Source organism: Salinicoccus jeotgali, from assembly GCF_039538805.1.
GTDB lineage: Bacteria > Bacillota > Bacilli > Staphylococcales > Salinicoccaceae > Salinicoccus > Salinicoccus jeotgali.
Genome location: NZ_BAABCK010000013.1, coordinates 134,493 through 160,959, shown reverse-complemented (window position 1 = coordinate 160,959; position 26,467 = coordinate 134,493). Strand labels below are relative to the sequence as shown.

Below are 26,467 nucleotides of genomic sequence, written 5' to 3'. Positions count from 1 at the left end.
TCCTAGTCGAGCGCCTCAAGCGTCTCGAGAATTCTTTCTACATCGTGGGAGCGGTCCTCACCCAATATCTCACCAAGTTCTTTTATCAGTGACTGCCTGGAGATGAAATTCCTGTACATCCCCAAGTTCTTTTCATAATGTTCAAGCAAGTCTTTCGACCGTTTCAAATTATCATAGACTGCCTGTCTTGTCACATCAAGTTCCTCTGCAATTTCACTGAATGTGAAATCTTCCAAGTAATAAAGCTCTATATATTTCCTTTGTCTGCTGGTCAACAGCGTATGGTAGAAATCATAGAGATAGTTCATGCGCATGGTGCGTTCAAGTTCTTCAAGCACGTTCTTCATCATCCCCTTCGGCATTCGACACCATATCTGCAAACAAGCCGTAAACATAGTTCTCTGCATTGAATTCCTGCAGATCATCAAGCTGTTCACCAAGACCGACGAACTTCACCGGAATGCCGAGCTCATTTTTGATGGCCAGCACGATACCGCCTTTAGCCGTACCATCCAGTTTGGTCAGCACAATGCCGGAGACATCGGTTACATCCTTGAAGGACTTGGCCTGGCTTAATGCATTCTGACCAGTCGTGGCATCAAGCACAAGTAAAGACTCATGGGGTGCTTCGGGAACAACTTTCTGTATGACTTTCTTCATTTTGGAAAGCTCATTCATCAGATTCCCTTTATTTTGGAGACGCCCCGCCGTATCACAGATGAGGACATCAGCCCCTCGCTTCTTCGCCGCGTTGATTGCGTCGAACATGACTGCGGCTGGGTCGCTGCCCTCAGCCTGGCTGACTACATCGACATCCACTCGTTCTCCCCAGACTTTAAGCTGGTTGATCGCACCGGCCCGGAAAGTATCACCGGCCGCAAGCATTACATTTTTGCCTTCTTGCTTGTATTTGTGTGCCAACTTGCCTATGCTCGTCGTTTTGCCGACACCATTCACCCCGACGACGAGGATGACAGTCAAGCCCTCTTCCTGGATATTGACCGTTTCGGGAAGATTGTCATTACGCTCATAGATCTCCACCATTTTTTCGACGATCGTCTCACGCAGCTCCGAAGTATCTGTAATGTTATTCACCTTTGCAACATGACGCAGTTCATCCGTCAGTTCCATCACGGTATTGAACCCGACATCAGCCGAAATCAGGACTTCCTCCAACGCTTCAAAGAAATCCTCATCGACGGTACGATAGCGGGCCATGAGTTCATTGATTTCACTCTGGAACCTTTCCCTGCTCTTTTCGAGGCCCGCTTTAAATTTATAGCCTATCTGCTCCTGTTCCCATTCCTCGAATTCATCTATGCTTATCAGACCGTCATCAAGTGCCTCGGTCTGTGATTCAAGCGATTCATCCGAAAGATCTTTTACCTCATTGGACTTCGGTTGGAACTTGTCTTTCAGTCGTTTAAATAAGCTCACACCGTCTCTTCCTCTCTTATGTTTTCTTCATAATCCTTAAGATCTACGCTGATCAGTTGACTGACGCCTCGTTCTTGCATCGTCACCCCGAACAGCCGGTCGCTCTCTTCCATCGTTCCTTTACGGTGGGTGATTACAATGAATTGCGTCTCTTTTGACAAGGATTTCAGATACTGTGCGTAGCGCAGCACATTCGACTCATCGAGGGCAGCTTCCACTTCATCCAATATGATGAACGGACTGACCCGGACCTGCAGAATGCTGAACAGCAGGCTAATTGCAGTCAATGCCCGCTCTCCCCCTGACAGCAATGATAATGTCGACAATCTTTTGCCGGGAGGCTGGGCGTAAATTTCCACTCCGGATTCGAGGTAATCGTCTTCTATAGTCAACCTCAACTCCGCCTGTCCGCCCCCAAACATCTTCTGGAACACTTCACCGAAGCGTATATTGATCTGCTTGAAGGTTTCTTTAAAGCGCATTGCCACTTCGCCATCCATTTCACGGATCACTTCAAGTAGTGTATCTCTTGCCTCGAGCAGATCTTCTTCCTGTGTCTTCAGGAATTGATAGCGTTCACCCACACGCGCATATTCTTCTATCGATGCCAGATTAACTGGTCCGAGCTCATCGATGCTTTTCCTGTTCAAAGAAATTTTCATTCGTTTCTGATCGATATCCGTCAAATCCTGGTGTGTTTCTTTAGCTCTATCATACGTTATTTTATACGTTTCTGACAGATATTCAATCTTTTGTTCCACCTGGATATCAAGCTTCTCTCTTTTTGTTTTATGGGCGTGGAAAGTTTCCTGCAGTTCATCGCGCACCGGCAGGAGTTCGCGCCTGTCTGACTCCAGTTCCTCATATTCCTTTCTGAGCGCATATAGGACTGATGACTTCTCTTCTGCAGAGTGGTTGAGCGCTTCAACTTCCTGTGATAGGTAAGCACGTTCTTTCTCCAAACGCTCAATATCCATCTCATTCAGATCTTCACTGATCATTTTCTGCTGTTCCTTGGCTTCATTGATCAGCGCAGTGATTTCTTCCTGCTCTTCTTCAAGGCGGGAAGTTTCATCTTGTGCATGCCTGAGCCGTTCCTTTACTGCTGCTAACTCCCGGCTGGTGGCGTGACCTTCGTCAGTCAGATGCTGGAGCGTTTCCTTCTTATCTTTATCGGATGCATTCATCTGTGTGATGCGACGATTGAGATGGTCTAGTGAGACCTCGATCTGGACGATTCTCTCTTTCTTCTCTGCAGTATCTTCTGGGGCGCCCAGCCCTGAAAGTTCTTCCCTCAGAATCTTGATATTGTCCGCCCTCGCCTCAAGCTGATAACCGAGCCTCAGGATGTTGCCATGATATTTGTCTTTTTCTGCAGCCAGCTGCTGGCTGGTCTGGTCCAATTTGTTTTTCTTCTCCATCTGACTTGCCAAGTCGTCACCAAGCTGTTTCACCGTCGCCTCGATCTTCCGGGTTTTCATACGGTAGGCTTCCAGGCTCTCCTTTGTTTCCTGCAGTTCCTGCTGGTTCTCGATGATTGAGCCTTTAGTACTTTTGGAGCCACCGGACATCGCTCCGCCCGGCATGATGGTATCGCCACCCAATGTAACGATCCGCAGCCTATGGTTGATTTCAGAAGCCAATGCTGTGGCATCATCAATTGTCTCCACGACAAGTGTCGTCCCGAGGAGGTGGCCCACGACGTCCGCTATTGAGTCGTCATGAATGGCGATTTCCGACATGGTGTGCACCTTGATGCTTGTGCGCTCCAGTATGCCACGAATATCCTTATGGAGATGCCTTTGACGTATGGTGGTCCTTGGCAAGAATGTAGCAAATCCGGCTTTGGCGGACTTCAGTTTACTGATTGCCGCTTTGGCGCTCTGCTCATCTTGGGTGATGATGTTTTGGGCTTGTGCCCCAAGTGCCGTATCCAATGCCTTGACATATCGTTTGTCAGCGGAAACCATCTCCCCTACAGCGCCTATGATGCCGTCCAACTGTGCCCTATTCTTCAATGTGAAACGTGCACCCGGATAATATCCACGGTACTCATTATGCATGGCAGACAACATATCAACCTTCGACTTCTGCTGCTCGATATAATGTCTGGCTGTATCAAGCCTATTCTTCTCGTTGTCGTAATCTGCTTCGAGTGCTTTCAGTGCCGCTGATGCCGACTGCAACGCTTTATGGTTATCATCCATCTTCTTCAGTATTTTTTCATGGCGGGTTTTTTCCTCAGCATGCTGGGCGTTGTCCGTCTTCTGGAGATGCTCGAGTTCTACGACCCGCTCCTTTTTCTGGCGTATATTATCATCAAGCCTGCTCTTTTCGGATTCCGCCCGTCTGCATTCATTCTCAAGCGTCGTCTTTTCCACCATCAGATCATAGTATTCGTCCTTAAGCGTTTCGATTTCACCCGACTGATCCTGCAGAAGTTCTTTTTTATGTGCGGCGATTTCTTCTTGAGCCCCAGTCAATTCGTTGACCGCAGTGGAAAGTTCAGCAGCTTTCTTTAAGGATTCACGATGCTTTGAATCTATGGAGGCAGCGCGTGCCTGATGGGCAGCAAGGCGTTTTGACAGCTCTTCACTCGTCTGTCCTTTAGTATCCTTCCGTTCTTTATACAATTCAATCCGACCACTAGCCTGCTCCAATTTCTTTGTCAATTCGACCAGACGCCTGTTTAGCCCAGCGTTCTCCTCATCATGCCTATCACGTTGCCGGGCAATCTCGGCCATCCTTTTTTCCTTATGCTCCAATCGGCTGTGCATTTCTTTGATTTTAGCTTCTGACGATTGGAGACCCTCAGTCTCTTCATTAAGCATGGCCATAAGCGTCTCCACATCATATACCGTCACTTCTATGTCACTGTTGCGCATCTCCTCTTTCAGCGCCAGATACTCCTCGGCAGTTGCACTCTCCTTCTCAAGCCTATGCACCCGGCCTTCGAGTTCATGGATGATGTCGTGCACCCGGTCGAGGTTATCTGCAGTTTCTTCAAGTCTTTTTTCGGATTCCTTTTTGCGTAATTTGTATTTCATCACGCCTGCCGCTTCTTCAATGAGGCCTCTTCTCTGCTCCGGTTTCGCCTTCAAAACTTCATCCACTTCCCCTTGGGAAATGATATTATATGCATTTCGCCCCAAACCGGAATCGAGGAAAAGCTCATTTATTTTCTTGAGCCTGGTGCGTTCCTTATTGATGTAATATTCACTGTCGCCATTTCTGTATAGCTTGCGTGTAATGTGGACTTCATCAGCATCCATCTGCAAAGTTCGTGATGCATTATCCAATACAAGCCGGACATATGCATAATTCATCGCCTTGCGGTCTGCGGTGCCATTGAAGATAACATCTTCCATTTTGACACCTCTGATGGAACGTGCCGATTGTTCTCCAAGCACCCAGCGTATGGCATCGGTGATATTGCTTTTGCCACTGCCATTCGGACCGACCACAGCCGTAACCCCGGCATCAAAATTGATGTCCGCCTTATCGGCGAATGATTTGAATCCGTGCGCTTCCATCTTTTTCAAATAAACCATTAATCCTTCTCTCCATCATCAAAATTCTTAAATGCATATTCAGCAGCCTTCTGCTCGGAGTCCTTTTTTGAACGTCCGCTCCCTTTGCCTATCATGATGCCATCTGCAAAGACCGCAGTGACGAATCTCTTATCATGGCTCGGTCCGGTCGCTTCAATAAGGCGATACTCGACGCTTTGCTGACTTTTTTGATGCATCTGTTCCTGGAGCGCTGTCTTATAGTCCATTACAGCATTATAATTATCATCGCCTATTTCAGGGTATACATGGGCTTTTAGGAAGCTGACTACTGAAGCTGTGCCCTGATCCAGATATAACGCTCCAAGGAAGGCCTCGAATGTATCAGAGACGATTGACGGCCGTTCCCTGCCACCCGTCTTCTCTTCACCTCTGCCAAGCAGGATGAGTGGAGCCATATCCAGTTTCGATGCAAATACTACAAGTGATGGTTCACATACGATATTGGCCCTCAGTTTTGTCAAATCACCTTCCGGCAATTTTTCAAACCGGTTATAGATATAATCTGAAACCATCAATTCTAGTACGGCATCCCCTAAAAATTCGAGCCGTTCGTTATTATGGATCTTGTCCAGTTGAAGATCGTTTATATAGGAACTGTGCATAAATGCCTGGATATATAGGCTTTCATCATCGACGGAAATGCCTGTCCGATCGATAAAATCCGTAAACTTCCTTCTGAAATCTTGAAGCCTCTGCCTGGCATGCGGATCTTTATTGATCCGTCTTTCTATTTCATTGAAATCCATCTGTTTACCTCCATTTAATTCATTCTAAAGGAATGAGATATTTAATAAAAGATTTTATAACAAAAATAAAATCCACTTTGAAAGTGGATTTTAACATTATTTCGCTTCTAGTTTGTCGATGTAGTTGAGGGCGTCGCCTACTGTATTGATTTTCTCAGCTTCCTCGTCCGGGATTTCCATCTCGAACTCGTCCTCGAGCTCCATCACAAGCTCAGCGATATCCAGAGAGTCAGCACCGAGGTCATCTTTGAATGATGCATCCTTAGTCACTTTCTCTTCATCAATTCCCAATTTGTCGACGATTATGTCTTTTACTTTGTCGAAGTTTGCCATTATAATTCACCTCCCTCCAATATTATCACAGGGTTTACCCCATGTACATACCGCCATTTACATGGATTGTCTGTCCGGTAATGTAACGTGCCTTATCCGATGCCAAGAACATGACTGTTTCTGAAATATCATCGGCATCACCAAAGAATTTAAGCGGTATCTGTTCAAGCATCTTTCCTTTAACTTCATCGGACAATACATCAGTCATATCACTTTCGATGAAGCCCGGGGAAACAGAATTCACTGTGATGCCTTTTGGAGCGAGTTCCCGTGCGACGGATTTTGTGATGCCGTCTATCCCAGCCTTGGAGGCGACATAATTCGTCTGGCCCGCGTTTCCAATCGATCCGACGATGCTGGAGATATTGATGATTCTTCCACCTTTTTGGCGAATCATCGGACGTGAGACACTTTGGATGACGTTGAACGTGCCTTTTAGGTTTACATCAACGACTTTATCCCATTCGTCCTCTTTCATGCGCATGAGCAGATTGTCCTGGGTCACACCGGCATTGTTGACGACAAGGTCGATTGCCTTGTACCGGTCGGTGATGTCTTTGATCATCGCTTTGACTTCTTCATGGTCCTGGACCTGACATTGAATCGCCTCAGCTTGACCGCCTCCTGTTTTGATGGCTTCTACAACTGCTTCGGCCTTATCCTTCGATCCTGAATAATTCACGATTACATTGTAGCCGGCCTGCCCGAGCTTAAGTGCGATGCTTTTTCCGATGCCTCTTGACGCTCCTGTTACAAGTGCTGTTTTAGCCATTTTCTAACTCCTTTACATGTGCCATTGTATCAATATGTGAAACGCTGATCGAGCGGTCGATTTTTCTAACCAGACCACTCAAAACTTTTTTCGGACCGACTTCCACTGCCTCACCGACCCCCAATTCAGATGCTGTCTGAATCGATTCGGTGAAGCGGACAGGATGGGTGAGCTGATCGATCAGTTGGGCACGGATCGTGTCCGGATTCATCTCTGATGCTGCCGATACATTTTGGATGACCGGGATGGTTGGTGAAGCAAATGGGATATCTTTGATGAATGAAGCGAACGCTTCCCGTGCATCTTCCATAAGATACGAGTGGAATGCACCCGATACATTCAATTTCATCACGCGTCTTGCCCCATGTGATTTGCCCTGTTCGACAAAATCATCGATCAGGCTTTCATCACCCGAAATCACTATCTGATCAGGCGCATTGATATTTGCCGGCTGTATCTTTCTTTCATCATCCGACAATGAATCGCATAACTTTTTTAAAGGATCATATTCCATACCGATCACTGCAGCCATGCCGCCCCCTTCGCTCTGCGCCATAAGCTCACCACGCTTTGCCACTATCGAAATTCCGTCCTTAACCGTGATGACGCCAGCATGTACAAGAGCAGGTAGCTCCCCGAGGCTGTGGCCGAGTACAACATCGCCTTTCAGGCCTGTAGCCGCAAGTACCGCAAGACTGTGGGCAAATAGTGCCGGCTGAGTATACTGTGTCATGTTGAGGCGCTCGTCCTCTTCGAACATTATCGACTTCAGATCAAAATCAACGTTCAAAAAGACTTCATCCAGCAATGTCCGGCCTTCCGGTGACTGCTCGTATATATCTTTCCCCATACCTGCGTATTGGGAGCCTTGCCCTGGGAATAAAATCATCTTCTTCATTCGTTTCCCACCTTCTCTTTAATTTTGACGATTGCATCGGATTCAGCCATTTTTTTGGCTTGACGGATTGCCGAGACTATTGCTTCTGCATCACTTGAACCATGGGCCTTCAGTACGTTTCCATCAAGACCGAGCAGCGGTGCCCCGCCATATTGCCTGTAATCCAGAAGTTCCCTGACGGACTGCACATCCCTTTTTAGGATAAGGGCCGCCAACTTGTTCTTGGCATTCTTGAGGAATGCATGCTTGACTTCCCCCATCAATGCCTTGGCAGTACCTTCAATCGTCTTAAGAATTATGTTGCCCGTAAATCCGTCGGTAACAGCGATATCGACGTCACCTGAGAGGATGTCGCGTGTCTCAAAATTCCCTGTGAAGTTCAGGTCGCTTTCCTTTAGAAGCTTGAAAGTCTCCTTCGTAAGCTCGCTTCCTTTGTTATCTTCACTGCCGTTATTGACGAGGCCGATCCTTGGATTGCTGCGCTTTTCATTCTCACGCATATACAGATCAGCCATCACTGCAAATTGATGCAGATGCTGGGGTTTATTGTCGACGTTCGCCCCCATGTCCAATAGCATCATGCCATTTCTTTCACCACCGGTCGTCGGCAGCAAGGTGCCGATGGCGGGCCGTTCAATCCCCTTGATGCGTCCCACCACGAACAGTCCGGCACTCATCAATGCACCCGTGTTCCCTGCTGAAACACATGCATCCGCTTCTTTATCCTTCACTGCTTTACACGCACGCACAAGGGAACTGTCCTTCTTACGGCGTACCGAGCGAACTGGGTCATCATCCGATTCAATCTTCTGTGTGACTGTTATGAATGTCACCCTGGGATGGTTTCCCGAATAGGATCCTTCGAGCCCATACAGGAGAATTTCAAGGCTGTCATCCGCTTCAACAGCTTGTAGTACGCCTTTCTCTATCTCTTTTGGGGCATTGTCTCCGCCCATGAGATCCACCGCAATTCTAACCATCATATTCACCTTCACCTGTATAATACATTTCAAAACGCCCTTTAAAAACGAGGCGTTGTTCCACTTTGGATACTACTTGAATGGTGGCGATCCGACCATCCATATTTTCAACCACTGCCTTTGATATCACCTTATCACCCAGTTTGACGGGGCGTACAAAGTCGATATGGGCAGTTTTCGTCAACGCCAGCGGCTGATCTATGACAGCCACACATAAAGAGTTTGCCTGTGCAAATAGATAGTGGCCGCGGGCAATCTTGTTCTTTTTAAAGACATGGCCTTCCTCTGCTATAAACAGGGATAGGGCATGATCATTCAATTCAATGTCTATGATTTCACCGATGACTTCCTGCAATGACAGGCTCCGTATCTTATCGGTCTCTTCCCGTGCAACGTGCTTGATGCGCTCCCGCACTTCCGGGATATCGAGTTCCAGGCGGTCGAGCCTTATGGTCTGAATGCTGACTTTAAATATTTCAGCCAGACGCTCATCAGTCAAAAACGGGTCTGAAGATACCCTCTCAAGTAACAGTTCCTGCCGTTCCGTCTTTTTGTATTTAACCATATTCAACCTCGTTTAGTAGTTGGTACTAGAATCAGTATATATAAGTGCCTTGTGGATTTCAAACACTTTGTGGGCCTTTCAAAAAAAAGCACTGTATGGTTTATACAGTGCATGCTTCAATCTATTATCACAATCTTATTGGCCATATGGTTCCATAGTGTGAAATGTCTGGAGCTTGAGTTTCACAGCCGATCAGCGCGTAGCACTGACCGCCGCCACCTTTGAATTCCATACGGAATGATGCTCTACGAATTCAGATTTTCTGCGTACTCTATTGCACTTTGGCGTGCATGCTCAAGCACTCTGTAGTCTTCTGCCAAATCTGCAACCTTGAATTGGGGCAGACCGCTTTGGCGTACACCGAAGTAATCACCGGGTCCACGCATATCAAGGTCACGCTCACTCAGTTCGAAACCATCTGTCGTACTGGTCATGATATCCATCCTGAGTTTTGCATTCTCTGTCTTCGGATCACTGATGAGTACACAGTAACTCTGCTTGTCGCTCCGGCCGACACGGCCCCTCAGTTGGTGGAGCGTCGAGAGTCCGAATCGTTCCGCATTGAAGATCACCATGAATGTGGCACTCGGGACGTTGATGCCGACCTCTATCACTGTCGTTGAAACGAGTATGGGTTTTTCACCCGATTCAAATCGCTCCATGCCCTCTGCTTTTTCATCCGCTTTCATACGGCCGTGCACAAGCTCGACATCCTCTTCACCAAATCGGTTCTTGAACAGTTCGTGGATTTCCTGCACATTCTTCAGATCAAGCGTTTCAGATTCTTCTATCAGCGGTGCCACGATATAGGCACTGTGTCCTTTTTTGATTTCCTCTGAAAGTTGCTGAAGTACTTCATCGGTCTCTTCAAAGCGACGCCAGTATGTCTGTACCGGTTTCCGGCCCTTGGGCATCTGTCTGATGACTGAAATATCCATATCACCAAAAGCGGTTATGGACAGCGTCCTTGGTATGGGTGTTGCCGTCATGTACAGGACATTTTTCCTGAGTGCCTTATCATTCAGGCGTCTCCTCTGATTGACCCCGAAGCGGTGCTGTTCGTCGGTGATGATCAGCGACAGGCTTTTGAATACGACATCGTCTTCTATCAGTGCGTGGGTACCGATGATCAAGTCTATCCCGCCTCGTGCCAATTCCATGAGTATCCGGTCTTTTTCCTTGCGTGGTGTATTGCCTGTCAGTTTTTCGATATTGAGTTCTCCGGCGAATATTTCAAGGAAAGACTGATAATGCTGATTAGCCAGTACCTCAGTAGGCACCATCAACGCGGTCTGTTCTCCGATGGTTTTGACGGCGTAGCTCGCCAAGCCCGCCACAATCGTCTTGCCGCTGCCAACATCACCTTGGAGAAGCCGGTGCATCGAGATGTTCTGCTTAAGGTCCCTGCAAATCTCATTCACACTGCGCTTTTGATCGCCCGTCAGTTCAAAAGGCAAAGTGGCGATGAACGCCTTCAGGGCATTGATGTCATAATCGATGATGTATTGTTCGTTGCGTACCCTCTCCCGGCGGCGCTTTTCCATAAGCTGCAGCTGGAATATGAAAAGTTCATAAAATTTTATGGTCCGCCTCGCTTCGTTGATGTCATGCGGATTTTCGGGAAAATGGAGGTGCCACAAAGCTTCCTTGATAGACAACAATCGATATTTCCGCTTATATTCCTCCGGCAGATCGTAGATGAACCTAGCATCTTCAAATACCCTGGCAACGATTTTGCTGAATGTTTTTGAATGCATGACCCCGCCGAGGGGATACTTTATGCGATAGCCGCCGGAAGGATCGAATATCATCCTCTGACCGTTTATTTCAAGCCTGTTCCTATCGAATTTACCGGTGAAATTGACGGTTTCCCCAACAATCAGTTTATCCTTCAAATAAGGTTGATTGAAAAAGATCACTTTTATATTCAAGCCATCAATTTCGACAAAGACAGTCAGACGGCTTTTCCCCCTACGAAAAAAAGAGACGGTGGGTTCAGTCCTGACCCTCCCTGAAACGGTCACTTTATCATTATGCTTGGCATCATTGAGATTCATCACTGCGAGATTCTCATAGCCGCTCGGCAGATGGAACAGGATGGTGTCTGAATCAGTCAGTTCCAGTTCATTGAGCTTCTCATGTAACTTCGGTCCAACACCTTTCAGCTTTTCAACCGGCCGCGAAGACTTTGACACCCGGTAGAGCTGCATCATTACTGACCACCGAAAATCTCAGCTTTTAGCCGTTCTCCAGTCGGTGTACCGGCAAGTCCGCCACGACCCGTTTCACGAAGTGCGGAAGGCATGGTGAGTCCTATCTTGTACATTGCTTCCACCACTTCATCAGCAGGTATTCTGGATTCGATGCCGGCAAGCGACATATCCGCCGCCGTCAGAGCATTGCTGGCACCGGCTGCGTTCCTCTTGACGCAAGGCACTTCCACCAGCCCTGCCACCGGATCGCATACGAGGCCAAGCATATTCTTCAAGGCAATCGCAAAACCGTGACCGCTCATCTCAGGCGTCCCCCCTGCCATTTCAACAAGGGCAGCCGCTGCCATGGCACTTGCACTGCCCACTTCTGCCTGGCAACCTCCCGCAGCTCCGGAGATGCTTGCGTTATTCGCTACAACAAATCCGAAGGCACCTGATGTGAACAGGAATCTGACCATCTCTTCGCGGGAAACATCATGCTTTTCCTTCATCGCAAACAGGACGCCTGGTACGACACCAGCAGAGCCGGCGGTCGGTGTGGCGCATATCTTACCCATCGCAGCATTCACTTCATTTGTGCTCACGGCATGGGCGATGGCGTACAGAGTAAGGTCTCCGCTCAAGCCTTTGCCGCTGTCGATGTATTTCTTCATCTTTACAGCATCCATGCCGGTCAGGCCTGTAGTACTGGTTACGCCGTCAAACCCTTCTTCAACGGCATTCTCCATAACTTCAAGATTGCGCTCCATATCTTTATAGACGTCAAGATACGAACGTCCCGTCACTTCCATTTCCTGCTCGATCATAATGTCGGCGATGGCTTTGTTTTCGGCAGTTGCTTTATCTATCAGTTCTTCTATCGTCCTAAACATATCTGTCCCCCCTAGCTTTCTTTCATTTCAATTACTCGATCGACACCTTCTGCCGCGGCGACTTCGTCGATGACCTCCTGGCTGATCTTTTCATCAAGCTCGATCGTCATCAGTGCAATATCCCCTTTTTCCTTGCGCGCGACATTCATCTGGCTGACGTTGATCTGATGGCCTCCGAGAATTGTCGTGACTCTGGCGATGGTCCCGAAGGTATCCTTATGGAAAACCAGAAGGGCTGGATAATTGCCGGATAGGCTGATCGGATAGTCGTTGATGCTGACCACTTCAATCTTGCCGCCACCTATTGATATCCCTTCAACCGTCAGTCTGTCTGACCCTTTGACCAAGTGCAGCAATGCAGTATTCGGATGGGAACGTTCCTCTCCCATTTCGATGAACTGTATATGCATACCCGCTTCATCTGCATGATCTTTAGCGGTGATTATGCGGTCATCATCGGTGTCGAAACCGAGCAGTCCACCAATCAATGCAACATCCGTACCATGTCCTCTGTACGTATCTTTAAAGGATCCATACAGATAGATATCCGCATGGTCCGGCTGTTCCCCAAAAAGACTGCGCGCGAGCAGGCCAATCCGTGCTGCTCCTGCAGTATGTGAAGAAGATGGTCCGACCATTACCGGTCCGATGATGTCAAAAACACTTTTATACTTCATTCGATCCCCTCCATAAAAAAATCCATCGATCCAGGCGAACCGATGGGGTCTCATGACTATTCTACAGAAAGTAGATAACTGTACACCGGTTGATGTCCTTCATGGACTTCAAATTCCACTTCGTCATGTTCTGCTTCAACTGCTTCAATGATGCGGTTTACTTCATCCCGATCTCCTTCGTCGCCGATAAGTACAGTGACGATTTCAGATTCATCATCAATCATCGATTCAAGCAGCTGTTTCAATGCCGCTTCCCTGGAATCGTCTGCGCCGGTTATCTTGCCATTGTTGATGCCCATGTGCTGATTTTTTTTGATGTCGACTCCGTCTATCTTGGTGTCGCGTACTGCATATGTTACCTGTCCTGTCTTGACGTGTTCAAGTGCTTCCTTCATTGCAGTACTGTTGTCTTCCAGCCCAGCATCTGGAGAATACATCAGCAGGCTCGCCAATCCTTCAGGTATCGATGCGCTCGGTATTACGGCAGCCGGGATATCAAGTAGATCACATGCCTGCTCAGCGGCCATGATGATGTTTTTATTGTTGGGCAGGATGATGACATTTTTGACATCATCCCCTTCTATCGTCTTCAGGATATCTTCCGTAGCGGGATTCATCGTTTGGCCGCCGTTTATGATATGCGTTGCACCGATGCTCCTGAACAATTCATTGATGCCTTCTCCGGATGAAACGGTTATAATTGCCGTTTCATAGGATTGCTTGTCCTTTGTCTCGGTTTTGGCCGGACCTTTCTTGTCCTGTATCTCCCTGAACTGTTCACGCATGTTTTCAATCTTCATCTTGATCAGTTCACCATACTCGGCGCCATAAGTCATAGCTTCTCCTGGTGTTTCAGTATGGACGTGGACCTTGACGATCTCATCGTCTGATATGACAAGCAGCGAGTCGCCGAATTCACTCATCTCTTCGCGGAACGCATCTTCGTTGAACTCACGGCCCTTATCATCGAAGCGCACCATGAATTCGGTGCAGAAACCATACTCGATGTCGTCTGCCGTCATGAACTGATCGAACTCGTGATGATCATCAACGAAGTCCTTCATGTTCTTCTGCTCATCCTTGACTTCAATCTTTTCGCCCTTCAATGCAGAAAGGAAGCCTTCATAGACATATAATAATCCCTGTCCACCGGAATCTACGACGCCCACTTCTTTAAGTACCGGCAACAGGTCTGGTGTCCTGTCCAAGGATGCTTTCGCTTCCTTGATGATGCCTTCCATCAAGGAGGTGAGTGACGTTTCTGTTTCAGCCAGTTCCTCAGCCTTTGTGGCAGAATCTTTAGCGACTGTCAGGATAGTGCCTTCGACAGGCTTCATGACTGCTTTATAGGCAGTGCGTACACCGGCACTGAGCGCAGCTGTAAAAGTTGCTGCATCTATTTCCTCCTCGTCCTCTATGGACTTGGAAAAACCACGGAAGAGCTGGGAGAGTATCACGCCAGAGTTCCCCCGCGCACCCATCAGCAGACCTTTGGAAAAGTATTTGCCGATATCTCCGATATGGCTTTCACTTTTATCTTCCACTTCATTGGCTCCTGAAGTCATCGATAAATTCATATTGGTGCCCGTGTCACCGTCTGGAACCGGGAAGACGTTCAATGAATCCACATACTCGGCGCGCTGCCGCAAGTTCTCGGCACCACTTAAAATCATATTTTTAAACATTACACCATCTATCTTATCCATTGCTTAGTAAATCCTCCCTGATCAGTCCTCAGTATTGATGATTCTGACACCTTGAACATGAATGTTAACTGACTTTATGTTCAACCCAAGTGTCTTTTCGAGCTTATATTTGACGGTCGATTGCAGATTCGTCGCCACCTCTGAAATCTTGACGCCGTAGCTGACGATTATATATAGATCGATATCCACTTCGCCTTCGTTGTTTTCCACGATGACGCCGCGCGAATAATTCTCTTTGCCGAGGAGTTCGGCAAAGCCGTCACGCACCTGGTGCTTAGAAGCCATACCGACGACACCGTAGCTTTCCACCACTGCACCGCCTGCAATATTCGCAATTACGTCCATGGCGATATCAATACTGCCCATTTCATTTTTTATTTCAAGAGTCATTGTCTTTCCTCCTCATACATCATTTAATTATAAGCGGAAACCGCATATAAATACAAGTATGCCTATAACACCATAGTGCCGGCCGCCTAGCGTACCCTCGGAATATCGCTTGTAAAATCTTTTCTTATCATGTATTATATTATAGTATGCAAATAAAGCTATAATCAATATTTATGGTAATCTTTATAAAGGGAGATGACAATATGTCTAAAGAATGCTATTTCACTGGCCGTAAAGCAAGCACAGGCAACAACCGTTCACACGCAATGAACGCCAACAAAAGGACTTTCGGCGCCAACCTGCAAAAAGTAAGGGTACTCGTCGACGGCAAGCCTAAAAGAGTCTGGGCATCAGCCCGCGCACTCAAATCCGGCAAAGTCCAACGCGTATAATCTTGGCAATATTGAATCCATCCGATCAGATCGGATGGATTTTTTTATTTTATTTAGAATATGTTGATGAGATAAACCATCAGCATCGCTGTGAAGATTGCGGGTATCATATTGCCCACCCTCATTTTAGTGATGTTGAGCATATTTAAGGCAATCGCAAGAAGTATTACGCCACCAGTACTCGTCACCTGCTGGATCATCTGATCGAGGATGAACTCCGGTATGAACTTGGCTATCTGCTGGGCAGAAAGTATGATGCCTGATTCATAAAAGAATGTCGGCACGCCTGAGATGATGACGCCGAGGCCATAGGTGGTCGTCATGACTATTGCGATGAAGAAATCCATGATCGATTTTGTGATCAGTACTTCATTCGAGCCTCTAAGGCCTGCATCCAATCCTCCGACAATTGCCATGGCACCTACAATGAAGACCAGAGTACCGGAGACAAACCCTTGTGACAGGTTACCGGCATGCTTGTCGCCGAGCTTGATCTCCATCCAGTGGCCGAAGCGGTTCAGCATCTCTTCAAGACGGATGACTTCCCCGATGACCACCCCAACGATCAGGCTGAGTAATGTTATGATGATATCATCGGCCTGGACGACCATCTGAATCCCCAGAGTCAGAATGATCAATGCCTGTATTTTCATTATGGAATCCTTTATCGGAGCCGGAATGAATGTAAATATCAAACCCAGCAATCCACCGACTATGATTGCCATACCATTTGTGAATGCACCTGCTAAAATCATTCTGCCCCTCCTTTAACGGTCATCTCTGGATTGTATCATAATTATTGTAGCATCCGTATGCACCGAAGCATATTCCTCTTTAAATTCGTTGCTTATCGTCAATGTTCGGCCAACCTCGAGTTCGACATTATCCAAATCATATTCAAATCCCCCCAAGCTCAAGTTCCCACCTGCAGCCAACGGCAAAAAGGAGACATAGCGCATGCCTTCAGCTTTTGCTACTGTATGCTGGCCTGCCGGGAGCAGCTGCATGATGTTCTGGTGATCGATGAGCCTGATGTTGGCCTTGCTGAAGCTGCTGCGCGTCAACAGAAAGATGTTCGCAAGAGTATGGTCGAGCCGACCACCCGTCGCCCCGTATACATCTATGCTCAAGTAGCCTTTTGCCACAAGATCTTTCAGGCATATCTCCAAATCCGTATCATCTTTCCGTGTCGGAACAGGTGTCACCGCCATATGTCTGGTGATGAACGCCCATTCTCCATCGTCTACAGAATCGAAATCCCCATAAGTATACTTTGGGTGGATGCCTTCCTTGAGCAGAAGATATGCACCGCGATCCACCCCAGCCCATTCGCCGGGCCTGATGGCTTCCACTATGCCCTTTTTAGATTCACGGACTAACACGTTGATATGCATGCCATCATCCCCTCAACCGGCTGATTGCTGCGGCAGGGTCCTCGGCCTTGAACAGATGGGAGCCGCTGACAAACAGGTTTGCCCCCTCACGCCTGCATATAGCCGCCGTTTCATCATTTATGCCGCCATCGACTTCGATGTCAAATTGATAGTTATGCGCTCTCCTCATCCCCTCAAGTTCGGTGATCTTATCCACACATTGGCTGATGAATTGCTGTCCGCCAAAGCCTGGATTGACTGTCATGATGAGGACGAAATCAAGGTCTGGCAGCAGATATTCAAGCTCAGATATGGAACTATGTGGATTTAGCGCGATACCCGCCTTCATGCCATTCTGCTGGATTTTTTGGATCAGTCGGTGCGGGTGATGCGTCGCTTCAACGTGAAAGGACACCATAGCAACGCCCATCCGCTTCAGTTCTTCGATGAACTGGTCGGGCTGAAGGGTCATCAGATGCACATCAAGCGGTATGTTGGAGACCTTGCTGATGGCTTCGATCACAGGCAGTCCATATGATATGTTCGGCACAAACTGGCCATCCATGACATCAAGGTGGAACATATCGGCACCAGCTGCCTCCATCCTATCAATATCGCGTTCCAGATTCGCAAAATCCCCGGCAAGCAGGGATGGTAAAATTTTATCCATTCAATATCTTACCTTTCTGTTTTCAATTTCATGATAGATCGTTACATAGCTGTCATAGCGCGTCTTGGCCAGCACTTCGTTCGCCACGGCTTCCTTGACGCCGCACTTAGGTTCTTTAATATGTTGACACTCCCTGAATTTGCATTTCTCACTGTGCACATTGAAATCCGGAAAACAGAACTTGAGGTTGTATTTATCGAGACTTGTGAATTCTATCGTGCTGAATCCTGGGGTGTCTGCAATCTTGCCTCCGGCAATATCCATCAGCTCCACATGCCGCGTCGTATGTTTTCCACGATTTAAAGCGTTGGAGATTTCTGCAGTCTCAAGATCGAGTGCCGGCAGGAATGTATTCAGTAGAGTCGATTTACCCACCCCGGACTGACCAGCCAAGACACTGATCCTATCCCTGAAGATCATTTCCAAATCCCGGGCGATGGAACCTCGGTCGGTGAAATGGACAGGGTAGATATCACTATAGACCGATTTCAGCGCTTCGGCATCGAAATCGTCATCAGCGAGGTCCATCTTGGTGATGATGACTACTGGCTCCATATCATGCGCTTCTGCGTAGGCAAGGAATCGGTCCAGAAGATAATAGTTGAATTCAGGGGATTTCATGCTCATTGTAATCAATAGCTGATCGATATTGGCGACTGGTGGCCGCACAAGTGAATTTTTGCGCGGATCTATCGCTGTTATATACCCTTCCATATCGTTCTCCACCTGAAATGTTACAATATCGCCGACAAGCGGGGATTCCTTGGTTTTTCTAAACAGGCCCCTCGCCCTCGCTGCGTATATACTCCCTTCGGACTCTACATAGTAGAATCCGCTCAATGCTTTGATTATTCTTCCTTTAAGCATACGTCACCCCTGATTGATTTTACTTTATTATAACAGTTACCCTCTTTATGATAAAATATCACTAGCATCATAAAAGGAGGTACTACTATGTCAGAGTCAATTGAAGCGAACGAACTGCAAGATGTAATCCAAGATGAGGATAAAGTCCTGATTGATGTCAGGGAAAAGAATGAACTGGAAGAGACAGGCTTCGTGCCTGGTGCTGAACATTATCCGATGTCGGACTTCGAGAATGCCATTTCCTCCCTCGATAAGGACAAGACGTATTATGTAATGTGCAGATCCGGCAAGAGAAGTGAGAAAGTACAGCACCATTTAATTGATAACGGCTACAAAGCGTTGAATGTCGAAGGCGGCATACTGGCTTATGACGGCCCACTCGATACATTCTAGCCATATGCACGAAGGAGTCTATCCCAAGGCGGGAGAGACTCCTTTTTCATTGCGCCACCATTTCTTGGTAGGCAGGGCCAAATGACAATTTGCCCATAAATGAATGCCCCCTTCCGCCATATGGCGGAAGGGGGCATTTGAATTTATTTACGGTCGACGTTTTCTCTGACATTTTCAATGATGAAGCCACTTTTAACGTAGCCTGGGATGCTGTTCAGATCAACGGTGAGATCTTGCTCAGGCACATCATATGAAATTTTGCCGGCAAAGTATTTCATCGTCTCTTCCATGATGATGACTGTCATCCACTCACCCGCACAACGGTGGTTCGTATAGTAGTCGCCGCCGCCTTGTGGAATGAGGTCGAACGGACTGCCATCCCAGTCTATGAAGCGTTCAGGGCGGAATTCATTCGCATTTTCGAATACATCATCGCGATGCATTGTGCCGTAGACATCGAGCAGAAGGAAAGTGTCCTTGTCTATATCATGTCCATCGAAGTTGAAGTCCGTCTTCGCTTTGCCCGGTAGGAATGGGACGAATGGGTAGAAACGACGCACTTCTTGGGAGAACATGTACGCGTAATCTTCTTCATTGTTGATTTTTTCCCTTGAAATTGGATATTCATTCATCGCATGCAGACCGAATGATACAAATCGGTTGATCGCGATGAGAGGACGGAACGTGTTCATCAGGTCGATGGCACAGAGTCTTGAGTCCATAGGGTTCCCCTTGTAGTCTTCCCAATGTGCAAACTCATAGAGAGCCGTTCCCTCTGGCGGGTGGATCTTGCCTTTACGGGTCTGGATGATCTGATCTTCAAGCCAGTCCTCGACACGGTGACGTGCTTTGACGGACTCCCTGTAGCCTTTGAACTTGGAGCCCAAGCCTTTGAAGGAATCGATCATGATGTCCATATCCGTTGCGATTTCTTCAATCTTAGATTCTGGAGCCTGTACACCAGCCCACTTGGTACCTACTTTAGTAAGGAGGACGATGGATTCGCGATAGATGTTTACACGGCCCATCTGCTCCATGCGGTGGGTGTTCATATACCAGTGATTGCGTGTAAGTTCACGTAAGTATTTCAGGTTGCCTTCTGTCATAAGTGACATGAAGAGTGCTTTTCTGTCTATATGTTTTTTACCGGTCGTCGTATGGATGGCACCTTTACCGAACAGAGTATTGACGACGCGTTTTGGCAGAGTGCCGGACCGTTCGATCCTATCGTTATCATAGAAAGTCTCAGCAGCTGTTTTACCACTGAGGACGAGGATGCGCTTACCGCCAAGACCCCTTGTTTCAAATATGTTTTCTGCACCAAGGCGCTTTCTTTGATTCGTGGTGTATAGGTAACCTTCTTTCATTACCTTAAGCGTGTTGTCGAGACCTTTGTCTCTTTTTATTGTGCTCATAAGTTCTCCTCCAATTTCATTATTCCTAATCCATTATATATAAATGATCGTGCTTATGCCACTATTTCAATCACTTGTAGGGCACCTTATCCTCTTTGACGGTCTCACCATCGACATCGATGCGGTAGTGGCCGGTTTCATCTTCTTCGATAATCATATTGATCGTATACTCGTGATCCGAATCGATTTCCAGTGTATCGAATACATCATCTATATCGTTATCTTTGTCATCAATGTATATTTCCACAGTACGGGTTGGACGTTCTTCCTTGGAGTCTGTATCTTTATCGTCGTATGGAATCAAGACTTCCTTGGCAAATTGCTTCTCATTTTTTGGTTCGGGCCCTAAAGATTTGATTATATCGATTGTGGAACCCTTTGTGAATTCCCCATAATGTGGGGACTGGCCCATGACCTGGCCCTCTTCAAAGTCTGCGCTGTGGGCTTCCTGGATGATATCCACTTCAAATCCTGACTCAATCAGTGCTGCCTCTGCTTCCTCCAGCTGCTGTCCCCTATAATCTTCCACTTCTATCATTTCCAAGCCTTTTGACACTGTCAGCTTCAAATTGTCTGAAGACGGATCGACAAGGGTATCTGGTTCTATTGACTGTTCTACTATAGTCCCGGGTTCAGATGGATCATATACTTCTTCAACTTCGAATGAGCTGAATTCCATCGCTTCAATATCAGCCTGCATATCTTCAAGATAAAGTCCCGTCAACAAAGGCATTTCCATTCCTGAAGACACCTCAAGGACCAGCTCATGTTCTTCAGGAGTGACTTCCATTCCAGCTCCAATGGACTGCGAAAGTACCGTGTCAGGTTTTGAAGCATCGGGTATCTTTTCCACTTCGACGCTGCTGAATCCAAGTGCATCCAGATCACCTTTGATATCTTCATAGTAGCCCCCGACAAAATCCTCCATTTTATAGGGTGCTTCTCCTCGGCTGACGATAATATCAATCGGAGTGCCTTTATCTACTTTCCCACCAGCCCCTGGTACGGTGCTGATGATCGAGCCAGTACTCATTTCAGGGTCATATTCCTCGATTGTCTCACCCATCTCCAAACCATTTTCTTCAAGTATCTCTCCGGCATCTTCAATCGGCATACCGTTCATGTCCGGGAGGATGGTCGATTGGTCCATAACAAAGAAAAAGAATAATGTCGGCAGCAGAAGCAACATTGCCAACAATGGAATGAGCCATAGCTTTCGATTCTTCTTCCTATCTTCTTGATGGCTGCTCAGGGGGCTTGGCCCAAGGTGGGTCTGAGACACTGTACCGGAATTGAATGCAGCGATATCATTGAGTATTTCATCTACTTGACGATAGCGGTTATGGGGATCTTTTTCAGTGCACTTACCGATTATGCGGACAAGCGCTTCCGGCACTTCCCTGAATTCCAGTATGTCCGGAAAGGGCTCTGATATATGCTTCAATGCCACTGAAACCGGGGTTTCCCCTTCAAACGGCAGCCGGCCGGCAAGTAATTCGAACAATACAATCCCGAATGAATAGATATCTGTCCGTTCATCCGTCTGGTTGCCTTTTGCCTGTTCCGGGGATATGTACTGCACAGAACCCATGACCTGGTTAGTTTCAGTCATGCGTGTATCACTCAGGGCCTTAGCAATGCCGAAGTCTGTAATCTTCACTTGTCCTTTACCATCCATCAGAATGTTTTGGGGTTTGATATCCCTATGGATGATGCCTGCACCGTGGGCATGCCTGATGCCACGCAGCACCATCCCACATATCCTCAGCACTTCAGCTACCGGCACAGGATGATTATCTTCGATGAACTGTTTCAACGTCGGACCATGGATCACTTCGGTTACAAGCAGATGATACATATCCGTCTCATCGACGTCCAGAACGCTGACGATGTTTGGATGGGAGAGTTGGATCGTACTTTCGACCTCACGTTGGAACCGCGCCACGGATTTCTCGCGGTTATGATGATCCACTTTGATCAGCTTTACGACCACTTCCCGGTTCAAGATGATATCCTCAGCCAAGTAAACGGAGCTCATGCCACCGCCGAGGTATTCAATCACCTTGTAGCGCTCTGAAACGATTTCCCCAATCACACCTGATTGCCTGCCTTCAGTTCAGCCAATACAAGGCTGATATTATCCGTAGAGCCATTTTTGAGTGCACGTTCTATAAGATACCCCGGCTTATCCTCAAACGGGATGTCCGGCTTTGACACGATTGTATGAATTTCTCCACTATCCATTTCATCCGTCAGGCCGTCAGAAGCCAGCAGGAGATGATTATACTGTTTGTTCCGTAACCTGAAGACATCTGCTTGGATGAGACGGTCGGTGCCGAGTGCTTTTGTGATTATATTCCTTTTAGGGTGCACTTTTGCATCTGCTTCGGTAATTTCTCCGGCATCGACCAGCATGTTGACGAATGAGTGATCTTTCGTCACCTGTTCGATGGAGCGGGCGTTCATCACATATGCCCTGGAATCCCCCACATTCAAAATAAGCAGGGTTTCGTCAATCACTGCCGCGAGGACAAGGGTCGTGCCCATTCCGCGATACTCTGCATATTCTTCCTGGTATTCATGCATCCTGCGGTTGACATCCATCACAAGATGCCTCAAAAATTCGACCGCCTGCTCGACGTCGAACAGATTCTGCTCTTCCCATGCTGCCTTCACTTCATCATGTGCAAACCTGCTGGCGACATCACCATGCTCATGGCCGCCCATCCCGTCCGAAACGAGCAGCAGCATCTGATCTGTTCCATTATAGAAGATGCCGGTGGCATCTTCATTCAAGCTGCGGTAGTCTCCCTTGATGCTGTCTTCTACTGCCTTCATTGCTATTCCCCCGTTTCTTCCTTGGATTCCTTGGCACGGAGCTGGCCGCATGCGGCATCTATATCGGTTCCTTGCTCTCTTCTGAGCGTCGCGTTCACCCCGCACTCATTGAGTGTCTCCAAAAATGTGAAGATATCATCCCTTGTAGTGCGTACATAGTTCCGCTCCGGCACATGGTTGACAGGTATGAGATTGACATGGCATTTCAAGCCGCTGATCAATTCACTAAGCTCTCGTGCATGTTCAGGCTGGTCATTGACGCCACCGAAAAGGCCATATTCAAAAGTGATCCTACGGCCGGTCTCCTGTTGGTAATACTTCAAGGCATCCATCAATTTCTCTATATCATAAGCTTTATTGATCGGCATCAGGCGTGTCCTTATATCATTATCCGCTGCATGCAGGCTCACGGCAAAGTTGATCTGTATATCTTCTTCCGCAAAATCATAGATGCGGGGCACTATGCCACTAGTGGACACCGTGATATGACGAGCGCCGATATTCAATCCATCGTCATGATTGACGATACGCAGGAACTTCATCATCTGGTTGTAGTTTTCAAACGGTTCACCGATGCCCATGATGACGATGCTGCTCACACGTTCGCCCGTTTCGTCCAGCGCTTTCTGAATCTGGACGATCTGCGAGACAATTTCGCCCGCTTCGAGATTACGCTTCAATCCCCCGAGCGTCGACGCGCAGAAACTGCAGCCTATACGACAGCCAACTTGGGTCGTTACACACACGGAGTTGCCGTAATCATGGCGCATCAATACAGTTTCGATGGTATAGCCATCCCGTAGGCGGAACAGGAACTTCATGGTGCCATCCTTACTTTCCTGCCTGACCACCGTCTCCAGCGGCGCTATGCTGTACATCTCGGACAGTCTTTGGCGCATATCCTTAGGCAGGTTCAACATTTCTTCAAACTGGTCTACACGATGAATATAGAGCCATTCGAATATTTGCGCACCGCGATACCGCTCTTCTCCCCATTCGACTGCCAATGCCTCCAATTCATCGAGGTTTAACGTGTAGATCGACGGTCGATCGAAGTTCGGCAGCTGAAAATCTTTAATCGGTTTCTTTTCTGGTCTTTTTATCATTTCTATTCCTTCTTCCTGAATCTGGCTATAAAGAAGCCATCTGTATCTGCTTCCTGGGGCAGAATCTGGCGATATGGCCCTTCAAAATCGAATGCTTCCAATCTGAACGGATCAAACTCGATATCGTCATTTTCCTTTTTGAACGTATAGGCCACATTTTCATTTTCCATCTGATGGATGGTGCATGTCGAATATATGAGCACGCCGCCTTTTTTCAAGTATTGCTTTACGTTGGATAAAATTTCAAGCTGGAGACCAACAAGCGCTTCTACATCTTCCGCAGTGCGCTCGTACCTGATTTCCGGCTTCCTGCGCATCACCCCGAGCCCTGAGCACGGGGCGTCGACTATGATTTTATCATACAGTCTCGGATATTCATCCTGGGCTGCGTCTGCCAGAAAAACTTCGAGGTTCGACAACCCCAGGCGTTTGGCATGTTGGGTCACAAGCGGCAATTTATGCGCGTGTACATCACTCAGATCGACATGCCCGCTGGTGGCTTTCTCTAGCGCGTGCAGCCCTTTACCGCCTGGCGCACTGCAGGCATCAAGGATGATATCATCCACTGCCGGTTCAAGGGCTTCATTGACAAGCATCGAACTGACATCCTGGATGCTGAATAATCCTGCTTCATAGCCCTCCGACTTCAGGATATCACCATCCACTTCAATGGCGTCTTGATGAATATCTGAAGGGATCGCCTTCAAGCCTTCCGCTGTCAATTTCGAGATGAGCGACTCCCGTGTAATGCGTGATGTATTGGTGCGTATATACATCTGGGGACGGCTGTCCAATGCTTCCGCTATCCGACGGGCCCCATCGATGCCGTGGTGGGTCTTCCAATGGGAAATGATCCATTCGGGGATGCTCGTTTCAACAGACAACCGCTTTGTTGCGCTTTTGATGGTATCGGCATCTTGCCTCGGCGACCTTTCGAAATTCCTCAGTATGCCATTGATGGCATTGGCGTCTTTTGGGCCGCCTGATGCCTTGGCGATCTCCACCGCTTCATTGATTGCGGCGTAGTTCGGCACACGGTCCAGCCACATGATCTGATAGACTGTAATCTCTATCAGATTGCGCTGCCACCGCTTGAGCCTTGTGCGTATAAAGGGCCTGATCTGATATTGGATGTGCAGCCGCTTTGCGATCGTGCCGTAGACGATTTCAGTCAGCAGTCCTTTATCATTCGCTTCCAATGGATGGCTCTTGATTATATCGTTCAAGACGATGTTGGAATAACCCCCCTCATCCATCACCCGGCTGTATGCATCGAGGGCCAGTTTACGTAATGACATTATCTGATACCCCCAAGTATTGTGCCTTCTAGATTTTGTCTGCCTGCTGTGAATTCCGATGCATCAGTCCGCTTTTTCCCAGCCAGCTGGACTTGTGTGACCTCAATCAACCGACGATCTCCGGAGACTACGGTGAAGCCATCTTCCGTCACCGAATCGATGGTGCCGGGTTGACGCTTTGAGTGCTTTTCAAGAAGTCGCGCACCGTAGATCTTCAGGCGTTTGCCATCCATTTCAGTATAGGCACCGGGCCATGGGGACAATCCCCGTATATGATTGAACAGATGCTTTGCATCGTCCCCCCAGTCCAACTGTTCATCCTCTTTGGAAATGTTCGGACTGATTGTGACCTGCCCTTCATCTTGTGGAACACGGGTATTCGTCCCTGCCAGTAAGGCAGGAAGTGTCTCATTGAGAAGCTCTGCACCAAGGTGTGAGAGGCGGTCATGTAAAGTTCCTGTATCATCTTCAGGCGTGATGTTGGTCTTTACGCTTGTGATGATATCTCCACTGTCGAGCCCTTCAGCCATATACATGAGCGTCACACCGGTTTCTGCATCACCTTCCATGATCGCCCTGTGGATCGGGGCGCCGCCTCTATGTTTCGGCAGCAGGGAGGCATGCACATTGACCGCTCCGAGACGCGGAATGTCAAGCAGTGCCTTTGGGAGTATCTGTCCGTAGGCTGCTGTGACGATCAGATCCGGAGCCATTTCCCTGATCTTCTCCACCGCTTCCTCCTGTCTGATATCTTGAGGTTGTAAAAGTGGAATATCGAGGGTTTTTGCTGCTTCTGCGACCGGCGGAGAGGTCAGCACCCTTTTTCTGCCGACCGGCTTATCCGGCTGGCTGATGACCAGCGCGACGTTATGCTTTTCGTGGAGCTTCTTTAATATGGGTACTGAGAAATCGGGGGTCCCCATAAAAATGATTGTTTCCGTCATTATAAATTCC

The 26,467-nt window shown here is 47.8% G+C and carries 26 protein-coding genes; 2 read left to right on the top strand and 24 right to left on the bottom strand.

The genetic code is table 11. From position 1 onward, the window contains the following. Window positions 1-2 precede the first annotated feature (2 nt). The 14 genes from ABD734_RS03235 to ABD734_RS03170 form a co-directional block, all read right to left on the bottom strand. Complete coding sequence (locus ABD734_RS03235; protein WP_344701352.1) at window positions 3-350, bottom strand: putative DNA-binding protein; 348 nt, start codon at window positions 348-350, stop codon at window positions 3-5. Then, window positions 331-1,437, bottom strand: coding sequence for a signal recognition particle-docking protein FtsY (gene ftsY / locus ABD734_RS03230; protein WP_344701350.1), 1,107 nt, complete (start codon window positions 1,435-1,437; stop codon window positions 331-333). Before ftsY ends, ABD734_RS03235 begins: the two co-directional genes overlap by 20 nt. Then, window positions 1,434-4,988, bottom strand: coding sequence for a chromosome segregation protein SMC (gene smc, locus ABD734_RS03225; RefSeq protein WP_344701348.1), 3,555 nt, complete (start codon window positions 4,986-4,988; stop codon window positions 1,434-1,436). The genes ftsY and smc overlap by 4 nt, the downstream gene beginning before the upstream one ends. Then, window positions 4,988-5,755, bottom strand: coding sequence for a ribonuclease III (rnc, locus tag ABD734_RS03220; protein WP_344701346.1), 768 nt, complete (start codon window positions 5,753-5,755; stop codon window positions 4,988-4,990). Before rnc ends, smc begins: the two co-directional genes overlap by 1 nt. Before the next feature lie 96 nt (window positions 5,756-5,851). Then, the gene (locus ABD734_RS03215; protein WP_344701344.1) at window positions 5,852-6,088 is read right to left on the bottom strand and encodes an acyl carrier protein; all 237 of its coding nucleotides are present in this window, start codon (window positions 6,086-6,088) and stop codon (window positions 5,852-5,854) included. Window positions 6,089-6,122: 34 nt separating this feature from the next. Then, complete coding sequence (gene fabG / locus ABD734_RS03210) at window positions 6,123-6,860, bottom strand: 3-oxoacyl-[acyl-carrier-protein] reductase (RefSeq protein WP_344701342.1); 738 nt, start codon at window positions 6,858-6,860, stop codon at window positions 6,123-6,125. Beyond that, entirely contained in the window at window positions 6,853-7,758 is a 906-nt protein-coding gene (fabD, locus tag ABD734_RS03205) for an ACP S-malonyltransferase (protein WP_344701340.1), read from the bottom strand. Before fabD ends, fabG begins: the two co-directional genes overlap by 8 nt. Further along, window positions 7,755-8,738, bottom strand: a complete 984-nt coding sequence (gene plsX / locus ABD734_RS03200) for a phosphate acyltransferase PlsX (protein WP_344701509.1) — start codon at window positions 8,736-8,738, stop codon at window positions 7,755-7,757. The genes fabD and plsX overlap by 4 nt, the downstream gene beginning before the upstream one ends. After that, window positions 8,731-9,303: a transcription factor FapR gene (gene fapR, locus ABD734_RS03195; protein ID WP_344701338.1), complete on the bottom strand. Its 573-nt coding sequence runs from the start codon at window positions 9,301-9,303 to the stop codon at window positions 8,731-8,733. Before fapR ends, plsX begins: the two co-directional genes overlap by 8 nt. 245 nt (window positions 9,304-9,548) lie before the next feature. Next, window positions 9,549-11,516, bottom strand: a complete 1,968-nt coding sequence (gene recG / locus ABD734_RS03190) for an ATP-dependent DNA helicase RecG (RefSeq protein WP_344701336.1) — start codon at window positions 11,514-11,516, stop codon at window positions 9,549-9,551. Then, a complete protein-coding gene (gene sdaAA, locus ABD734_RS03185; RefSeq protein ID WP_344701334.1) occupies window positions 11,516-12,388 on the bottom strand; it encodes an L-serine ammonia-lyase, iron-sulfur-dependent, subunit alpha in 873 nt (290 codons plus the stop codon). Before sdaAA ends, recG begins: the two co-directional genes overlap by 1 nt. An 11-nt stretch (window positions 12,389-12,399) precedes the next feature. Further along, on the bottom strand, window positions 12,400-13,065 hold the full coding sequence (gene sdaAB, locus ABD734_RS03180; protein ID WP_344701332.1) for an L-serine ammonia-lyase, iron-sulfur-dependent subunit beta: 666 nt from the start codon (window positions 13,063-13,065) through the stop codon (window positions 12,400-12,402). Between the two features lie 56 nt (window positions 13,066-13,121). Continuing rightward, window positions 13,122-14,771 carry a DAK2 domain-containing protein gene (locus tag ABD734_RS03175; protein WP_344701330.1) on the bottom strand — a complete coding sequence of 550 codons (1,650 nt, stop codon included), beginning with the start codon at window positions 14,769-14,771 and terminating at the stop codon, window positions 13,122-13,124. 21 nt (window positions 14,772-14,792) lie between these two features. Continuing rightward, entirely contained in the window at window positions 14,793-15,161 is a 369-nt protein-coding gene (locus tag ABD734_RS03170; protein WP_344701328.1) for an Asp23/Gls24 family envelope stress response protein, read from the bottom strand. A gap of 203 nt (window positions 15,162-15,364) precedes the next feature. On the opposite strand from ABD734_RS03170, the gene rpmB reads away from it, so the two are divergent. Beyond that, a complete protein-coding gene (gene rpmB / locus ABD734_RS03165) occupies window positions 15,365-15,553 on the top strand; it encodes a 50S ribosomal protein L28 (protein WP_344701326.1) in 189 nt (62 codons plus the stop codon). A gap of 53 nt (window positions 15,554-15,606) precedes the next feature. Here the strand turns inward: rpmB and ABD734_RS03160 are convergent, their stop codons facing one another. Genes ABD734_RS03160 through rsgA form a run of 4 tightly spaced genes read right to left on the bottom strand, consistent with a single transcriptional unit; the run spans window position 15,607 to window position 18,463 of the window. Further along, window positions 15,607-16,308: a DUF554 domain-containing protein gene (locus tag ABD734_RS03160; RefSeq protein ID WP_344701324.1), complete on the bottom strand. Its 702-nt coding sequence runs from the start codon at window positions 16,306-16,308 to the stop codon at window positions 15,607-15,609. Window positions 16,309-16,320: 12 nt separating this feature from the next. Further along, on the bottom strand, window positions 16,321-16,947 hold the full coding sequence (locus ABD734_RS03155; protein WP_344701322.1) for a thiamine diphosphokinase: 627 nt from the start codon (window positions 16,945-16,947) through the stop codon (window positions 16,321-16,323). A gap of 4 nt (window positions 16,948-16,951) precedes the next feature. Beyond that, window positions 16,952-17,596 carry a ribulose-phosphate 3-epimerase gene (rpe, locus tag ABD734_RS03150; RefSeq protein ID WP_344701320.1) on the bottom strand — a complete coding sequence of 215 codons (645 nt, stop codon included), beginning with the start codon at window positions 17,594-17,596 and terminating at the stop codon, window positions 16,952-16,954. Continuing rightward, window positions 17,597-18,463, bottom strand: coding sequence for a ribosome small subunit-dependent GTPase A (rsgA, locus tag ABD734_RS03145; RefSeq protein WP_344701318.1), 867 nt, complete (start codon window positions 18,461-18,463; stop codon window positions 17,597-17,599). Window positions 18,464-18,550: 87 nt separating this feature from the next. On the opposite strand from rsgA, the gene ABD734_RS03140 reads away from it, so the two are divergent. Beyond that, complete coding sequence (locus ABD734_RS03140; protein ID WP_344701316.1) at window positions 18,551-18,856, top strand: rhodanese-like domain-containing protein; 306 nt, start codon at window positions 18,551-18,553, stop codon at window positions 18,854-18,856. Between the two features lie 143 nt (window positions 18,857-18,999). On the opposite strand, the gene ABD734_RS03135 is transcribed toward ABD734_RS03140, so the two are convergent. From ABD734_RS03135 to fmt, 6 genes are all read right to left on the bottom strand, one after another. Beyond that, entirely contained in the window at window positions 19,000-20,271 is a 1,272-nt protein-coding gene (locus tag ABD734_RS03135) for a cytochrome P450 (RefSeq protein WP_344701315.1), read from the bottom strand. Between the two features lie 70 nt (window positions 20,272-20,341). Continuing rightward, entirely contained in the window at window positions 20,342-22,366 is a 2,025-nt protein-coding gene (locus ABD734_RS03130; protein ID WP_344701313.1) for a Stk1 family PASTA domain-containing Ser/Thr kinase, read from the bottom strand. Next, window positions 22,363-23,109 (bottom strand): Stp1/IreP family PP2C-type Ser/Thr phosphatase, encoded by a 747-nt coding sequence (locus ABD734_RS03125; protein WP_344701311.1) that lies wholly within the window; start codon window positions 23,107-23,109, stop codon window positions 22,363-22,365. Before ABD734_RS03125 ends, ABD734_RS03130 begins: the two co-directional genes overlap by 4 nt. Before the next feature lie 2 nt (window positions 23,110-23,111). Next, window positions 23,112-24,215: a dual-specificity RNA methyltransferase RlmN gene (rlmN, locus tag ABD734_RS03120; protein WP_344701309.1), complete on the bottom strand. Its 1,104-nt coding sequence runs from the start codon at window positions 24,213-24,215 to the stop codon at window positions 23,112-23,114. Window positions 24,216-24,217: 2 nt separating this feature from the next. Further along, on the bottom strand, window positions 24,218-25,513 hold the full coding sequence (rsmB, locus tag ABD734_RS03115) for a 16S rRNA (cytosine(967)-C(5))-methyltransferase RsmB (protein WP_344701307.1): 1,296 nt from the start codon (window positions 25,511-25,513) through the stop codon (window positions 24,218-24,220). Further along, window positions 25,513-26,457 (bottom strand): methionyl-tRNA formyltransferase, encoded by a 945-nt coding sequence (gene fmt, locus ABD734_RS03110; protein WP_344701305.1) that lies wholly within the window; start codon window positions 26,455-26,457, stop codon window positions 25,513-25,515. The genes rsmB and fmt overlap by 1 nt, the downstream gene beginning before the upstream one ends. Window positions 26,458-26,467: the final 10 nt, after the last annotated feature.

Excerpts from the sequence above, each read along its gene's own strand:
- ABD734_RS03235 (WP_344701352.1), bottom strand. The coding sequence starts at position 350 with ATGATGAAGAACGTGCTTGAAGAACTTGAACGCACCATGCGCATGAAC.
- smc (WP_344701348.1), bottom strand. The coding sequence starts at position 4,988 with ATGGTTTATTTGAAAAAGATGGAAGCGCACGGATTCAAATCATTCGCC.
- rnc (WP_344701346.1), bottom strand. The coding sequence starts at position 5,755 with ATGGATTTCAATGAAATAGAAAGACGGATCAATAAAGATCCGCATGCC.
- ABD734_RS03215 (WP_344701344.1), bottom strand. The coding sequence starts at position 6,088 with ATGGCAAACTTCGACAAAGTAAAAGACATAATCGTCGACAAATTGGGA.
- fabG (WP_344701342.1), bottom strand. The coding sequence starts at position 6,860 with ATGGCTAAAACAGCACTTGTAACAGGAGCGTCAAGAGGCATCGGAAAA.
- fabD (WP_344701340.1), bottom strand. The coding sequence starts at position 7,758 with ATGAAGAAGATGATTTTATTCCCAGGGCAAGGCTCCCAATACGCAGGT.
- plsX (WP_344701509.1), bottom strand. The coding sequence starts at position 8,738 with ATGGTTAGAATTGCGGTGGATCTCATGGGCGGAGACAATGCCCCAAAA.
- fapR (WP_344701338.1), bottom strand. The coding sequence starts at position 9,303 with ATGGTTAAATACAAAAAGACGGAACGGCAGGAACTGTTACTTGAGAGG.
- recG (WP_344701336.1), bottom strand. The coding sequence starts at position 11,516 with ATGATGCAGCTCTACCGGGTGTCAAAGTCTTCGCGGCCGGTTGAAAAG.
- sdaAA (WP_344701334.1), bottom strand. The coding sequence starts at position 12,388 with ATGTTTAGGACGATAGAAGAACTGATAGATAAAGCAACTGCCGAAAAC.
- sdaAB (WP_344701332.1), bottom strand. The coding sequence starts at position 13,065 with ATGAAGTATAAAAGTGTTTTTGACATCATCGGACCGGTAATGGTCGGA.
- ABD734_RS03175 (WP_344701330.1), bottom strand. The coding sequence starts at position 14,771 with ATGGATAAGATAGATGGTGTAATGTTTAAAAATATGATTTTAAGTGGT.
- ABD734_RS03170 (WP_344701328.1), bottom strand. The coding sequence starts at position 15,161 with ATGACTCTTGAAATAAAAAATGAAATGGGCAGTATTGATATCGCCATG.
- rpmB (WP_344701326.1), top strand. The coding sequence starts at position 15,365 with ATGTCTAAAGAATGCTATTTCACTGGCCGTAAAGCAAGCACAGGCAAC.
- ABD734_RS03160 (WP_344701324.1), bottom strand. The coding sequence starts at position 16,308 with ATGATTTTAGCAGGTGCATTCACAAATGGTATGGCAATCATAGTCGGT.
- ABD734_RS03155 (WP_344701322.1), bottom strand. The coding sequence starts at position 16,947 with ATGCATATCAACGTGTTAGTCCGTGAATCTAAAAAGGGCATAGTGGAA.
- rpe (WP_344701320.1), bottom strand. The coding sequence starts at position 17,596 with ATGGATAAAATTTTACCATCCCTGCTTGCCGGGGATTTTGCGAATCTG.
- rsgA (WP_344701318.1), bottom strand. The coding sequence starts at position 18,463 with ATGCTTAAAGGAAGAATAATCAAAGCATTGAGCGGATTCTACTATGTA.
- ABD734_RS03140 (WP_344701316.1), top strand. The coding sequence starts at position 18,551 with ATGTCAGAGTCAATTGAAGCGAACGAACTGCAAGATGTAATCCAAGAT.
- ABD734_RS03135 (WP_344701315.1), bottom strand. The coding sequence starts at position 20,271 with ATGAGCACAATAAAAAGAGACAAAGGTCTCGACAACACGCTTAAGGTA.
- ABD734_RS03125 (WP_344701311.1), bottom strand. The coding sequence starts at position 23,109 with ATGAAGGCAGTAGAAGACAGCATCAAGGGAGACTACCGCAGCTTGAAT.
- rlmN (WP_344701309.1), bottom strand. The coding sequence starts at position 24,215 with ATGATAAAAAGACCAGAAAAGAAACCGATTAAAGATTTTCAGCTGCCG.
- rsmB (WP_344701307.1), bottom strand. The coding sequence starts at position 25,513 with ATGTCATTACGTAAACTGGCCCTCGATGCATACAGCCGGGTGATGGAT.
- fmt (WP_344701305.1), bottom strand. The coding sequence starts at position 26,457 with ATGACGGAAACAATCATTTTTATGGGGACCCCCGATTTCTCAGTACCC.